This is a genomic window from Cupriavidus sp. 291-E7 (assembly GCF_057798835.1).
In genome coordinates this window covers 357,150-371,464 of the sequence record NZ_JBYOJV010000003.1, presented here as the reverse complement: position 1 = coordinate 371,464, position 14,315 = coordinate 357,150, and the positions used below count along the sequence as shown (strand labels likewise).

At 64.6% G+C, this 14,315-nt stretch carries 13 protein-coding genes; 9 read left to right on the top strand and 4 right to left on the bottom strand.

Going from position 1 to position 14,315, the window contains the following annotated elements:
• Positions 1–16: 16 nt before the first annotated feature.
• A complete protein-coding gene (locus AC3FLX_RS07675) occupies positions 17–1,138 on the bottom strand; it encodes an AGE family epimerase/isomerase (protein ID WP_488695299.1) in 1,122 nt (373 codons plus the stop codon).
• Between the two features lie 227 nt (positions 1,139–1,365).
• Between AC3FLX_RS07675 and AC3FLX_RS07670 the strand changes: the two genes are divergently transcribed.
• From AC3FLX_RS07670 to AC3FLX_RS07655, 4 genes are all read left to right on the top strand, one after another.
• Positions 1,366–1,626, top strand: coding sequence for a hypothetical protein (locus AC3FLX_RS07670; protein WP_488695297.1), 261 nt, complete (start codon positions 1,366–1,368; stop codon positions 1,624–1,626).
• Between the two features lie 129 nt (positions 1,627–1,755).
• Positions 1,756–2,031 (top strand): hypothetical protein, encoded by a 276-nt coding sequence (locus AC3FLX_RS07665; protein WP_488695295.1) that lies wholly within the window; start codon positions 1,756–1,758, stop codon positions 2,029–2,031.
• A 152-nt stretch (positions 2,032–2,183) separates the two neighbouring features.
• Positions 2,184–3,188, top strand: coding sequence for a ferritin-like domain-containing protein (locus AC3FLX_RS07660; protein ID WP_488695293.1), 1,005 nt, complete (start codon positions 2,184–2,186; stop codon positions 3,186–3,188).
• Positions 3,189–3,193: 5 nt separating this feature from the next.
• Positions 3,194–4,339 (top strand): glycosyltransferase, encoded by a 1,146-nt coding sequence (locus AC3FLX_RS07655; RefSeq protein WP_488695292.1) that lies wholly within the window; start codon positions 3,194–3,196, stop codon positions 4,337–4,339.
• Positions 4,340–4,355: 16 nt separating this feature from the next.
• On the opposite strand, the gene hpnA is transcribed toward AC3FLX_RS07655, so the two are convergent.
• Entirely contained in the window at positions 4,356–5,336 is a 981-nt protein-coding gene (hpnA, locus tag AC3FLX_RS07650) for a hopanoid-associated sugar epimerase (RefSeq protein ID WP_488695608.1), read from the bottom strand.
• Between the two features lie 239 nt (positions 5,337–5,575).
• Here hpnA and ispH point away from each other — a divergent pair, with 239 nt between their 5' ends.
• Together ispH and hpnH are read left to right on the top strand one after the other, a co-directional pair.
• On the top strand, positions 5,576–6,574 hold the full coding sequence (ispH, locus tag AC3FLX_RS07645; RefSeq protein WP_488695290.1) for a 4-hydroxy-3-methylbut-2-enyl diphosphate reductase: 999 nt from the start codon (positions 5,576–5,578) through the stop codon (positions 6,572–6,574).
• A gap of 32 nt (positions 6,575–6,606) precedes the next feature.
• Positions 6,607–7,773, top strand: coding sequence for an adenosyl-hopene transferase HpnH (gene hpnH / locus AC3FLX_RS07640; protein WP_488695289.1), 1,167 nt, complete (start codon positions 6,607–6,609; stop codon positions 7,771–7,773).
• A gap of 88 nt (positions 7,774–7,861) precedes the next feature.
• On the opposite strand, the gene AC3FLX_RS07635 is transcribed toward hpnH, so the two are convergent.
• Positions 7,862–8,491, bottom strand: a complete 630-nt coding sequence (locus AC3FLX_RS07635; RefSeq protein ID WP_488695287.1) for an MlaC/ttg2D family ABC transporter substrate-binding protein — start codon at positions 8,489–8,491, stop codon at positions 7,862–7,864.
• A 175-nt stretch (positions 8,492–8,666) separates the two neighbouring features.
• Here AC3FLX_RS07635 and hpnN point away from each other — a divergent pair, with 175 nt between their 5' ends.
• Both hpnN and AC3FLX_RS07625 read left to right on the top strand, forming a co-directional pair.
• On the top strand, positions 8,667–11,393 hold the full coding sequence (gene hpnN, locus AC3FLX_RS07630) for a hopanoid transporter HpnN (protein ID WP_488695286.1): 2,727 nt from the start codon (positions 8,667–8,669) through the stop codon (positions 11,391–11,393).
• 98 nt (positions 11,394–11,491) lie between these two features.
• The gene (locus tag AC3FLX_RS07625) at positions 11,492–12,415 is read left to right on the top strand and encodes an MlaA family lipoprotein (RefSeq protein WP_488695285.1); all 924 of its coding nucleotides are present in this window, start codon (positions 11,492–11,494) and stop codon (positions 12,413–12,415) included.
• A 134-nt stretch (positions 12,416–12,549) separates the two neighbouring features.
• On the opposite strand, the gene AC3FLX_RS07620 is transcribed toward AC3FLX_RS07625, so the two are convergent.
• Positions 12,550–13,023, bottom strand: coding sequence for an Lrp/AsnC family transcriptional regulator (locus tag AC3FLX_RS07620; RefSeq protein ID WP_488695283.1), 474 nt, complete (start codon positions 13,021–13,023; stop codon positions 12,550–12,552).
• Positions 13,024–13,228: 205 nt separating this feature from the next.
• Between AC3FLX_RS07620 and hppD the strand changes: the two genes are divergently transcribed.
• Entirely contained in the window at positions 13,229–14,302 is a 1,074-nt protein-coding gene (gene hppD, locus AC3FLX_RS07615) for a 4-hydroxyphenylpyruvate dioxygenase (RefSeq protein ID WP_488695281.1), read from the top strand.
• Positions 14,303–14,315: the final 13 nt, after the last annotated feature.

Sequence of the window (14,315 nt, the reverse complement as noted above, 5' to 3'; positions counted from 1 at the left end):
CTCTGGTGGCCCGGGCTCAGTTGCCCGGCAGCAGCGTGCGCAGGGCCTGCCAGGCCGTCAGCAAGTGATATGGCGTGGTCGACGGCATCTCGGCCCGCACGACACTACCGTCCGGCGCAATGCACTCGTGCCAGCCATTGGCATGGAGAAAGCGAGCGCCAAAGCGGTCGATCCATGTTTCGAGTTCCGCCAGCGGGGCGGCATCGTTGTTGACCGCCGCGTTGACCACCAGCGCACGCGCAAACTCGGTCTGCGCCCAGATCCGCTCGCTGGCGTCCTGCATCGCGCCCTGCCCGCCCAGCGCGGCGCACACACCCAGTGTGTCGGCGGCCACGCCATGACGCCGCGCGAATGCATAGGCACGCGGCAACGATTCGGCAAGCGGCCCGCCTTCAAACAGCGTCGGTGCCGTCATGACCAGCGAATACCATTCGAACTGGTGACCGGGCTCGATCCGGTTGCCGGTCGTGCCTTGCGGCAGTTCGGCCACGCAGCCGTCGGCGGGATCGACGAAGCAGCCATGCACCGCATCGGCGAGCGTCTTCAGGCGCTGCGCCATCCATGCCTCGCCCGTGACGTCCAGCGCCGCAAGGTAGGCTTCGGTCAGATGCATGATCGGGTTCTGCAGCACCCCACTGTCGTTCGGGCCGAAATTGGCCGCCAGTGCCGCGTGATAGAGACCGTTGCCGTCGGCAAAGCGCGCTTCAATGACGGCGACGGTACGGTGCAGCGCCTCCAGCGCGGCTGGATTGCGGCTGGCGCGGTAGTAGTGCGCGCAGGCGTAGACCACAAAGGCGTGGGTATAGAGATCGCGCGTGGTATCCAGCGGTGCGCCCTGCGCGTCGATGCTGTAGACCCAGCCGCCCGCGCCGTCTCCGAAATGACGAACCAGCGAGTCGAAGAGCGTGCCGGCGTGTGCCAGGTCGCCCATCGTCGCAAATACATAGAGCTGCCGCGCGCAGGCCATCGCCCGATACCGCTTGTCCGGCAGTGGCTGGCGGGAGACGCCGTCCAGTGCCTCGTGGGCAAGCTGCATCGATGCATTCCACCCCGGACCGGTCCAGGCCGGCAGGATGGCGGTGTCAAAGTGCACCAGCAACGAGGCAACGCGATCGATGAGAGTGGTAGGGACGGGCATGGTCAGAGAATACGCGACAGGGAATACGTGGGGGCGTCTGGTCTGGTCCGGTTCGGGCCGCTGCCGGGGCAAATGTCGACCCGGAAACCCAAGGCCACACACGATAGCAGGACGAACGGGGCATGCAAAGGCCGTGGACGCCGCACTGCATCAATTCCTGCTGGAATTGCCGTGTCCGGGTGTCTATGGTGAAAGTCCACCGGGCCGCCTGCCCACGGGAGAACGCCATGCCCACCCATCCGATGTCCCTGTCCGATCATCACCGCACACTGGTCATGCACGTCATGGAAGATCCGCCAGGACGCTACACATGGCGCATCGTCGTCGAGGAAAAATGCGGCGGCGCCGATTGTGACAGCATGATCGAAGCCCATACCGATTACCCCTCCCACGCCGAAGCCGAGGCGGCCTGCTGGGCTGCCGGCAATGGCATGCTCGATGGCCCCCGCACCACGAGCGAAGTTCGCACCACAAGCCTGCCGCACTGAACGGTAGCAATCCGCGAACATGCGTGACATTAGGTGACGATGCGACCCAAAGTGCGCTTGAAGCGCCGCAGTGCATCTTGATCCTGGCCGGTCCCCGCCATAGGCTGAAAACCTGTAGGGAGAAAAGCGATGGACAAGCCGACCGTAAGCCCCAGCCGCTTTGTTGAAATCCTGAACGAGCGGCTAACCCAGCATCCCTTGTATCGAGAGGGCATGCACGTCTACGCCATTCCGGCCCATTCGGACCACCCGCGCAGCCTGGTATGCGTGGGACCACGTGGAACCGAGGGCATCTGCGCCACGATCGAAAACATCGTGCGCGGCGAGTGCGATGTCTTTCCGGACATCGCGCAGGACTGGCATCACCAACCGGGCCAGACGGCGCGCGAGCACCACGCGCGCTGAAGCGGCCCAGGCAGCAAATCATGCCGTGACCGGCGCTACGTGCGCCGGTCTGCCTCGGCCCGGCTGCCGGACTGTCTTTTCCGACACAATCCTCCTGCATCAATCGCTCCGGCTGGATACAATGACTGCCGCTATCCCTGCCCGGAGCGCCCATGAAGAAAGCATTCGAAATCGATGGCGAGGTAGACGGCCTGGCCGCACCCCGCCCCCCATCGATCGCGGAATCCAGTGAGGCCCGAGCCATCGCGGTGGCCGCCACCGTAGCCCGCGCGGCGATCGACCAGGCAGACCATGCCATGCGCAACTGGACTGACCCGCTCGACGGCCCCGTCCGCATCGGCTCCGCCGAACACCTGCGCATGTTCTGCAACATGCTCCTGCAGACCCACAACCCCTACAAGCCGTCGATCATCGACTGGCCCAGGCTCGCACCCGACGCGCTCAAGCGCGTGACCTCGCTGCCGATCTGGGACATTGCCGTCCAGACCGAGGGGCGAGCCTCGGTGCGGGTCCACAGCTTTGCCAGCCGCCAGGCCGACGCGCTGCTGCGCAGCGCGCTGGAAATGGATGCCGACGAAGAAGCACGCCACAAGGTGGTGCTGTCGAAGCTGGTCGCGGCGTATGGCATCACGCTGGCGCCGGAGCCGGAATACCTGCCGCCGGCCGATGCGGAATGGGGCTGGCTCGTGACCGGCTACAGCGAATGCATCGACAGCTTCGCCGCGTTCGGCCTGTTTGCCGCGGCCAAGAACTCGGGCTTCTTCCCGGCCGAACTGGTCGATACATTTGAGCCGGTGATCCAGGAAGAAGGCCGCCACATCCTGTTTTTTGCCAACTGGGTGGCCTGGTATCGCGCCAGCCTGCCGTGGTGGCGCCGCCCGGCCTTCGCGCTTAAGGTCGCGCGCGTCTGGCTGTTTCTGATCCGCGAGCGCATCGGCCTGGCCAAGGGCATCGACGTCAAGGCCGATGGCACGGCGCAAGACGCCAATTTTCCGATGAACGCCGCGGAATCGCTGGGCCAGACACTATCCGCCGGCGCCATGATCGACCTGTGCCTGGTCGAGAACGAACGACGCATGGCAGGGTATGATGCGCGCCTTGTACGACCAACCACGGTGCCAAAACTGGCCCGCCTGGCGCGACGTTTTCTTAAGTAAATCTCATGCTGCTGTTTGGATTGTCCCTGCTGACTCTCGTGGTCTGGTGCGTACTCGTATTCGCGCGCGCCGGATTCTGGCGCGTGCAAAAGCCCGCGCCCTCCCCCCAACCCGCCGACTGGCCGCCCGTGATCGGCGTGATTCCGGCCCGCAACGAGGCCGATGTGATCGCCCGCGCCGTGACCGGTGTGCTGAGCCAGCAATATCCCGGCCGCCTGGAGCTGGTGGTTGTGGACGACCACAGCACCGATGGCACGGCGGATATTGCGCGCGCCGCGGCTGTCTCCATCGGCAAGGGCGATGCGCTGACCGTCGTCACGGCACGCGATCTGCCCGCCGGATGGAGCGGCAAGGTCTGGGCACAGTCCGAAGGGCTGGCCGCGGCCGACCTGCGCATGACTGACGCCGGATTCGTCTTTCTGACCGACGCGGACATCTGGCACGGCCCGCAAACGGTACGCGACCTGGTGGCGCGCGCCGAACACGAGCAGCGGGACCTGACATCGCTGATGGTGCGCCTGCGCTGCGAATCGTGGTGGGAGCGCATGATCGTGCCCGCCTTTGTCTTCTACTTCGCCAAACTCTATCCATTCAAAAGCGTTGCCGACCCGCGTAGCAAGGTCGCCGGCGCGGCCGGTGGCTGCATGCTGGCGCGCCGCTCGGCATTGGCACGGATTGGTGGGTTCGAAGCGATTCGCGGCGAGTTGATCGACGATTGCAGCCTGGCGGCAAAGATCAAGGCAGGAGGATCGATCCGCCTGGACCTGGCGGACGACAGTGTGTCGCTGCGTCCTTACGACGACTGGCAAAGCCTGTGGAACATGATCGCCCGCAGTGCCTACACCCAGCTGCACTACTCGCCGGCCATGCTGGCCGGGGCCACGCTGGGCATGATCCTCACCTACCTGGCCCCGCCGGTGCTGGCCTTGATCGGCGGCGCTGCGGCATGGCCTGCCTGGCTGGCGTGGATTCTGATGGCGGTCAGCTACCGCCCGATGCTGCGCGAATACCGGCAGCCCGCCTGGCTGGCGCCGCTGCTGCCGGTCACGGCGTTGTTCTATCTGGGCGCCACGCTCGATTCGGCACGGCGTTACTACCTGCGGCGCGGCGGCCAGTGGAAGGGCCGTACCCAGGCGCCCGTGCGCTCCTGAGCAGCGGCCCCTCGGGCTACTTCAGATAGCCGTTGTCGCGGAACCAGTTCAGCGCGTCGCGCAGCGCCTCCTGATAGGGACGAGCGGTGTAGCCCAGCTCGCGCTCCGCCTTGGCCGATGTGAAGAACATCCGGTATTGCGACATCTCCAGGCCGTCAACGGTCACGAACGGCTCCTTTTTCGTGAACTGGGCCACGGCCTCGGCCACCCGGGCGATCGGGTACAGCGGCCAGCGCGGCAATTCGATGGTCGGCGCCTTGCGGCCGGCCATGCCGGCGATGTCGGCCAGCATCTGCCGCAACAGCACATCCTGGCCACCCAGGATGTAGCGCTCGCCGATGCGCCCTTTGTCCAGCGCCAGAAAATGACCGTTCGCCACGTCGTCCACATGGGCGAGGTTCAGGCCCGTGTCGACGAACGCCGGAATCTTGCCCGTCGCGGCCTCCACGATGATCCGGCCCGTGGGAGTGGGACGCACGTCGCGTGGCCCGATGGGCGTGGACGGGTTCACGATCACGGCCGGCAGCCCCTCCGATACCAGCCGCTCCACCTCGCGTTCGGCCAGCACCTTGCTGCGCTTGTAGGCCCCGATCGCTTCGTGGCCGGCCATCGCCGCGGTCTCGTCGACCGGCCCGGTGGCGCCCGCCACCCGCAGCGTGGCCACGCTGCTCGTATAGACGATGCGCTCGACGCCGGCATCCCGCGCCGCATTCATGGTGGTAACCGTCCCGTCCACGTTGGAACGGACGATTTCCTCGGGGTCCGGCGCCCACAGCCGGTAATCGGCGGCCACGTGGAACAGATAGCGCACGCCGCTCATGGCGCGCGCCATCGACGCCGCGTCGCGCATGTCGCCTTCCACCACTTCCACCGGCAGTCCAGCCAGATTGGCGCGTGGACTGGTCGGCCGCACCAGCACCCGCACCTGGAAGCCGCGTTCCAGCGCCTGGCGCATGACCGAAGAACCCAGGAAGCCCGAAGCCCCTGTCACGAGAATGCAATTGTGAATTTCAAATCCCCTTGTCGGCGATGTGCGCACGTTGAGCGAGAATCCGCCGTTATACCAGTGTGCAGCGCCGCATTTTCACCGGAATGACCCTGTTGGCAACAGCCAACGCGGCGGCATGAAAATCCGAGCCGGTATATAGTACCTACCGTGAACCGGAAAAGTGATGCCGGAATACCAAAATAACTGATGTCTTCGAATCTTCACAAGAGGGTCGGGGGGCCGTCTCCATGCAGGTGATACTTGCCCAACCCAGGGGCTTTTGCGCCGGCGTGGTTAGAGCGATCGAGATCGTCGACCGAGCCCTGATCAAACACGGCGCCCCCGTGTACGTACGGCACGAGATTGTCCACAACAAGCACGTCGTGGAAGGGTTGCGGAAAAAAGGTGCCCGTTTCGTCGAGGAACTCGACGAAGTGCCGGGCGACGCGGTAACCATTTTCAGCGCCCACGGCGTCTCGCGGGACGTGATCAAAGAAGCACAAAGGCGTGAGCTTCACGCCATTGATGCCACCTGCCCGCTCGTCATCAAGGTGCACAACCAGGGACGCCAGTACGCGGCCGCGGGCCGCCACGTGCTGCTGATCGGCCATGCCGGCCACCCCGAGGTGGAAGGCACGATGGGGCAGATCCCTGGCAAGGTGATCCTGGTCCAGAGCGAAGCGGACGTGGCACGACTGGACCTGCCCGCCGACGCGCCTGTGGCATATATCACCCAGACCACGTTGTCCGTGGACGACACCCGTAATATCATTGCGGCGCTCGGCCGGCGATTTTCCAATCTGGTTGGGCCGAATACGCGCGATATCTGCTATGCCACGCAAAATCGGCAAAGTGCGGTTCGGGAATTATCGGCGCGCGTGGATGTCATTCTCGTGATCGGGGCCACCAACAGTTCGAATTCGAACCGGCTGCGCGAGATCGGCACGGAAAGTGGTGTGCCGAGTTACCTTATCGCCGACGGCAGCGAGCTTGACCCGGAATGGGTTCGCAACGCAAACGTCGTGGGCATTACCGCGGGCGCCTCGGCACCCGAAGACATGGTGGAAGACGTCATTGCCGCCCTGCGACGCCTTGGTCCGGTCGATGTATCGGTCATGGAAGGCATCGAGGAACATGCCGAATTCCGCCTGCCGGCTGAATTAGCCGACGCAACGCTGGCCCCAGGGGCCAGAAGAACAACTGAAATCAGTGACGCCCAGCTTGCCGACCATACGGCTGCAGGCTGATCGACCACACTGAACCTGAAGGAAGCACCCCCTTGGCCATCCCGTTTCTCCAGGTCGCCCGCGTAGGCGCCTACATCGTACGCAAGCATCTGTCCGGGCAAAAGCGCTACCCGCTGGCCCTGATGCTTGAACCCCTGTTCCGCTGCAATCTGGCCTGTTCCGGTTGCGGCAAGATCGACTATCCGGACCCCATCCTGAACCAGCGCCTGTCGGTGGCGGAATGTCTGGAAGCGGTGGACGAATGCGGCGCGCCCGTGGTGTCCATCGCCGGCGGCGAACCGCTGCTGCACAAGGACATGCCGGAAATCGTGCGCGGCATCATCGCCCGCAAGCGTTTCGTCTACCTGTGCACCAACGCGCTGCTGATGGAAAAGAAGATCGACCAGTACGAGCCCAGCCCGTACTTCGTGTGGTCGATTCACCTGGACGGCGACCGCGAGATGCATGACCACTCGGTCAACCAGGAAGGCGTGTATGACCGCTGCGTGGAAGCGATCCGCATGGCCAAGGAACGTGGCTTCCGCGTGAACATCAACTGCACGCTGTTCAACGACGCCAAGCCCGATCGCGTGGCGAAGTTCTTCGACTCGGTCAAGGCGATGGGCGTGGACGGCATCACCGTGTCGCCGGGCTATGCCTACGAGCGCGCGCCGGACCAGCAGCACTTCCTGCACCGCGGCAAGACCAAGCAACTGTTCCGTGACATCCTGGCTCGCGGCAACGCCGGCAAGAACTGGGCGTTCAGCCAGTCGACGATGTTCCTGGACTTCCTGGCCGGCAACCAGACCTACAAGTGCACGCCGTGGGGCAACCCGGCGCGTACCGTGTTCGGCTGGCAGCGTCCGTGCTACCTGGTTGGCGAAGGCTACGTGAAGACCTTCAAGGAACTGATGGAAAGTACCGACTGGGACGCCTACGGCGTTGGCAACTATGAAAAGTGCGCCAACTGCATGGTCCACAGCGGTTTCGAAGCCACTGCCGTGGCCGACACGTTTGCGCACCCGCTCAAGGCCCTGGGCGTGAGCCTGCGCGGCGTGAAGACCGATGGCCCGATGGCTCCGGACATTCCGCTGGACAAGCAACGTCCCGCCGAATACGTGTTCTCGCGCCACGTGGAGATCAAGCTGGCCGAGATCGGCAACCTGAAGAAGGCCCAGGGCAGCCGCGCCGAGTCCGTGCAAGCCGCGCAGGTGCACTAAGCACAATGAAAAACGGCCGTTCGACGGCCGTTCTGGAAAAACCGGGACTGGGAGACCAGCCCGGTTTTTTTATGGCTGGCGCGCCGGCTTAGGCCCGCGCGTTGTGATTGTTCAGGTACTTGATCAGCCCGTCGATACCATCGCGCGCCACGATGTCAGCGAACTGTTTGCGATATACCTCGATCAGCCACGCGCCCATCATGTTGATGTCGTAGATTTTCCAGCCGTCGGCACCCTTTTGCAGACGGTAGTCGATCAGCATCTCATCGCCATTGTTCAGCACCCGCGTCGCTACGACCGCATCGTTGGCATTGTTGCCAGCCTTGGCGGGCTTGTACGTGAATTTCGGGCTTTGCTCGCGCAGTTGCGACAACGACACGGCATAGCTGCGCACCAGCAGGGACGTGAACTGTTCCTGGAGCGTTTTTTGCTGGTCAGGGGTGGCCTGCTTCCAGGCATTGCCCACCGCCAGCCGCGTGGTACGGCCGAAATCGGTGTAAGGCAGGAATTCGCGGCGGACGACGGCGGTAATTTTTGCAAGGTCGCCGGCGCGGGTTTCAGGATCGGTCTTGATCTTCGTGATCACGCCTTCGACGGCGGACTGCACGAGCTTGTCGGGCGCGGCGCTGGTATTGACCTGCGCATGCGCGGTGGACATGACAACCACCGCGGCGATGGGCGCGATGATGGCGGCGGGGAGGATTCCGTAACGGTTCATGACTCATCGAAGCAACACGGCCGGATTGGCCAGTCGGGCCAGTATATAGCGGAACGCCAAATGGCCCGGAGGAACGCCGCGCACGCTGGCAGGTGCGGCATGCCCCGCTTCAACCGCTATACTCCGGGTGCCGCCCACGCGCCCCGCCGCAACGGGCGTAGAAGATACAGGACTCATGATCAGACCGCTGCTGGTTCGCACCGTCAAATTCGCCACCGTTCACGCCTGGCTCGTGATCGGCATCGCCCTGCTGCTCACCATCGGCAGTGGTGTCTATGTAGCCCGCAATTTCGCCATCAACACCGATATCAGCAAGCTGCTGGAATCGGATGCGCCGTGGGCGAAGAACGATGAAGCCATCAGCGCCGCATTTCCGCAACGCGACAAGATGATCCTTGCGGTCGTGCAGGCGCCTGCCAAGGAACTGGCCGATGCCGCCGCCAACGAACTGGCCGACGCGCTGCGTGGCCAGCCCAACCGCTTCAAGGCCGTGGGCCAGCCCGGCTCGGGCCCGTTCTTCGAGCGCAACGGCCTGCTGTTCGCCGATACGGCCAGTGTCCACGACATGGCCGACAAGCTTGGCCAGGCGCGTCCCCTGCTGAACAACCTGGCGCACGACCCCACGCTGCGCGGCCTGTCCGACCTGCTCACCACCACGCTGAACCTGCCGCTGCAGCTGGGCCAGATCAAGCTGTCCGACATGGACAAGCTGCTTGGGGAAAGCGCAAAAACCATCGACGGCGTGCTGGCCAACAAACCCGTGGCGCTGTCGTGGGCAGGGCTGGTCGACGACAGCCTGAAGCCCAACGCCGACGGGCGCGCGTTCAGCTTTATCACGCTGTCTCCGGTGCTGGACTTCAGCGACCTGAAGGCCGGCTCCGGCGCAAGCGATGCGGTCCGCGCCGCCGCCACGCAACTGAAGCTGGACCAGCGCTATAACGCGGTGGTGCGGCTGACCGGCCCGCAGCCGCTGGCCGACGACGAATTTGCATCGGTCAGCGAAGGCGCCGTGCTCAATGGCGTGCTGACACTGGTCGTGGTGATCGGCATTCTGTGGATGGCGCTGCGTTCCGCGCGCCTGATCACCGCGGTGCTGGTCAGCCTGATCTCGGGCCTGATCATCACGGCCGCGCTTGGCCTGATGATGGTGGGCGCGCTGAACATGATCTCGGTGGCTTTCGCCGTGCTGTTCGTGGGCCTGGGCGTGGACTTCGGCATCCAGTTCGGCGTGCGCTACCGTGCCGAGCGCCATGACCACGGCGACCTGAACGAGTCGCTGACGCTGGCCGCCCGCGACGTGGCCGGCCCGCTGACGCTCGCGGCAGCCGCCACGGCCGCCGCGTTCTTCTGCTTCCTGCCCACCGATTACCGTGGCGTGGCCGAACTGGGCAAGATCGCCGGCGTCGGCATGATCATCGCGTTTGCCACCACGTTCACGATGCTGCCGGCGCTGATTCGCGTGCTGGCGCCCGCTGGCGAGGAAGAAATGCCAGGCTTTGGCTGGCTGGCCCCGGCCGATGCGTTTTTTGAGCGCCATCGCAAGGGCACGCTGGTGGGCGTGCTGACCGTACTGATCGCAGGCGCCCCGCTGCTGCCCCATCTGCGTTTCGACTTCGACCCGCTGCACCTGAAGGACCCGCACTCCGAATCGATGTCCACGCTGCTGGCGCTCAAGGACGCCCCGCAGGCGGGCACCGACGACATCAAGGTACTGGCCCCGTCACTGAAGGATGCCGAAGCGACCGCGACCCGGCTCAAGGCACTGCCGGAAGTCGAGCGCGTGGTCACGTTGAAGACCTTCATTCCGGACGACCAGGCGTCCAAGCTGCCCGTGATCGCCGGGATGGCCAAGAGCCTGATGCCGGTGTTGACGCAGCAGACCGCATCGCCGGCCACTGACGCCCTGCGCGTGGCTTCGCTGCGCAATGCGTCGCGGCAACTGTCGCTGGCCGCACTGGACCATCCGGGCGCTGGCGCCGAGTCCGCGGAACACCTGTCGCGCGCGCTCAAGCAACTGGCCGACGCCCCGCCCGCCATGCGGGACCGGGCCGAGCTGGCCGTGGCCCTGCCCTTGCGCCTGGCCCTTGGCTCGCTGCAACGCGCCCTGCAGCCGCAGACGATCACACAGCAGACGCTGCCGCCGGAGCTGGCACGCGACTGGCTGGCCCCGGACGGCCAGGCACTGGTCAACATCAGCCCGAAACTGCCGCCTCCCGGCGCGAAGAACGAAGCCGCGCGACAAGCCGCGCTGGATCACTTCATCGCGGTGATGGCGAGCGTGCAACCTGACGCCACCGGCGGCCCCATCGCGATCAAGGGTTCGGCGGACACGATCATGACGGCGTTCATCCACGCCGGCATCTGGGCGGTGATCTCGGTCACGGTACTGCTGTGGATCACGCTGCGCCGCATGGGCGACGTGCTGCGCACGCTGATTCCGCTGCTCGTGTCGGGGCTGATCACGCTGGAACTGTGCGTGGTATTCGGTATCTCGCTGAACTTTGCCAACATCATTGCGCTGCCGCTGCTGCTGGGCATCGGCGTCGCGTTCAAGATCTACTACGTGATCGCCTGGCGTCACGGCAAGACCAAGCTGCTGCAATCGAGCCTGACCCACGCCGTGCTGTACAGCGCCGCCACCACCGCCACGGCGTTCGGCAGCCTCTGGCTGTCGCACCATCCCGGCACCGCCAGCATGGGCAAGCTGCTGGCGCTGGCCCTGGTGTGCACGCTGGCTGGCGCGGTGTTCTTCCAGCCGATCCTGATGGGACGCCCGCGCCGCGAGCTGGCCGGCCGTGCGGAACCGCTGGGACCGTCACTGCCCCCACTTACGGTGGCTACGACCGTGGCACAATCTGCCGATAAATCTTCAGGGTCGGATTCTGGCAATTCCCGGCGCTAGACTTGGCGGCTAACCGCCGCACGCAAGACGGTCAGGCCCGGTGTTGCCGGGGCTGACGTCCTCCACGACAAAAACCGAGAAAGACCGATCGTCTCACCATGCTCTCCCGCCTTTCGTCCTTGCGCGCCGTGGCGCCTTTTCCGTCCCGGCTCGCCACTGTGCTGTCCGCGGCTTCGCTGACCCTGCTGGCCACCGGTTGCGCCACCGGCCCCAACGCCAATCCGGCGGACCCGCTCGAACCGATGAACCGGGCGGTCTTCACGGTCAATGACAAGGCCGACACGTACGTGGCCCAGCCGCTGGCCAAGGGCTACAAGGCGGTGACGCCGGAGCCGGCGCGTATCGCGGTGACGAACTTCTTCAACAACTTCTCGGACGTCGGCAACTTCGCCAACAACCTGCTCCAGGGCAAGCCCGTGGAAGCGGTGGAGACGATGATGCGGGTGGCGGTCAACACCGTGCTTGGCATTGGCGGCCTGATCGACATAGCCACGGCGGCCGGCATGCCTCGCCATTCGACGGACTTCGGCTTGACGCTGGGTACCTGGGGGATTCCATCCGGTCCTTACCTGGTGCTGCCGCTGTTCGGCCCCAGCTCGTTCCGCGACGGCGTGGGTGTGGCAGGCAGCATCTTCCTGGACCCGGCACACTACTTCGATACGGCCTGGCGCTTTTCGATGTTCGGCGTCAACGTCGTCAACACCCGAACGAACATGCTGGGCGCCACCGACCTGCTGTCGCAGGCCGCGCTGGATAAGTATGCGTTCGTGCGCGACGCCTACACCCAACGCCGCCAGTATCTGCTGAGCGGCGGCGGCGATGCGCTGCCGTCGTATGAGGAAGACGAGGAATCGTCGGCGCCCGCCCCGGCAGGCAAGGAAGCGCCGAAGACGCCCGATGGCTCGGCCAAGCCGGATTCGTCCGCCAAGCCGGAGGCACCTGCTAAGCCGGACGCATCCGCCAAGCCCGAAACCCCGGCCACCCCGGCTGCGCCCGCCCCGGCGCCGGGCATGGCCAAGTAAGCGCCGCCCTGCTCTCTCCCACGACGTGGGAGAGAGGTTTGCCGTAAAGACATCGTGGTTGGTCCGCCGGCTTGCATCCGCGCATAGGATCTATGCGGCGCCGGACGCACGGCAAGCCGGCAATCCCTGGGCATTCACAAATCCAGCGGCATCGCGCTCGTGCATTTGATCTCGTCCAGGCACACGCTGGACTTGACCCCGCTAACGCCCGGGATCCGCATCAGCGTGTCGAGCAGGAAGTCCGACAGCGACTTCAGGTCCTTCGCCACCACCTTCAGCACGTAGTCGATATCGCCGGTCACGGAGAAGCACTCCTGGATCTGCGCCAGTTCGGCCACGAGTCCCTTGAATTTGGATAGATCTCGAATGTGGCCGCGCTCCATCGTCACGTGGATGAAGGCCGTCACACCAAATCCCAGTGCCGTGCTGTCCAGCCGTGCCTCATAGCGCTTGATGATCCCGCCTTCCTCCAGGCGGCGATGACGCCGCAAGGTCTGCGCCGGGGACAGATTGATCGCCTCGGACAGTTCCAGATTGGATGCGCGCCCATGTTCCTGCAGTTCCGCCAGCAAGCGGCGGTCAATGCGATCCAGCTCCGTTTTTTGCATTGCCGTTTCCTCAAATGGCCAATCGGCGAAATCTTATCTCATATTTCAGGGTTTCCCTGCGTACCTTACGAAATCCTATTTAGCGGGCCGGGTTCTACAATTTCTCCAAGTTGTGCAGCGCGCCAAGCGTCCCCCAAGCCACTCGCGCCGCAGCCTCATCGAAATATTATTTCCTTCCCCCTTCCCGCCCCCGAGCGCTCAGATCATGGCCGACCTGTTTGAAAACCCGATGCAACTGATGGGCTTCGAGTTCGTTGAATTCGCCTCGCCCACGCCCAACGTGCTGGAACCGCTGTTCGAAAAGATGGGTTTCACGCTGGTGGCGCGCCATCGCTCGAAGGACGTGGTGTTGTACCGCCAGGGCGACATCAACTTCATCGTCAACAACGAGCCGCATAGCGAAGCCGCCTATTTCGCCGCCGAGCATGGCCCCAGCGCCTGCGGCATGGCCTTCCGCGTCAAGGATTCGCACAAGGCGTACAACCGCGCGCTGATGCTGGGCGCCCAGCCGATCGAGATCGCCACGGGCCCGATGGAACTGCGCCTGCCGGCCATCAAGGGCATCGGCGGCGCGCCGCTGTACCTGATCGACCGTTTCGAGGACGGCAAGTCGATCTATGACATCGACTTCGAATACATCGAGGGCGTGGACCGCCACCCGAAGGGCCACGGCCTGAAGCTGATCGACCACCTGACGCACAACGTCTACCGTGGCCGCATGGCTTACTGGGCGAACTTCTACGAACGCCTGTTCAACTTCCGCGAAATTCGCTACTTCGACATTCAGGGCGAGTACACGGGCCTGACCTCGAAGGCGATGACCGCGCCGGACGGCAAGATCCGCATTCCGCTGAACGAGGAATCGTCGAAGGGCGCCGGCCAGATCGAGGAATTCCTGATGGCGTTCAACGGCGAAGGCATCCAGCACATCGCCTTCTCGGTGGACAACCTGCTCGAAGTCATCGACAGCCTGCAACTGGCCGGCGTGGAACTGATGACGGCGCCGAACGACTACTACTACGAGGCCCTGGGCACCCGCCTGCCCGGCCACGGCCAGCCGGTGGACCAGCTCAAGGCCCGCGGCATCCTGCTGGACGGCACTACCGAAGGCGGCAAGCCCCGCCTGCTGCTGCAGATCTTCTCGAAGACCGTGCTCGGCCCGGTGTTCTTCGAGTACATCCAGCGCTCCGGCGACGACGGATTTGGCGAAGGCAACTTCAAGGCGCTGTTCGAATCACTCGAGCGCGACCAGATCGAGCGTGGCACGCTGAAGGTGTGACCCGAAAGTGATC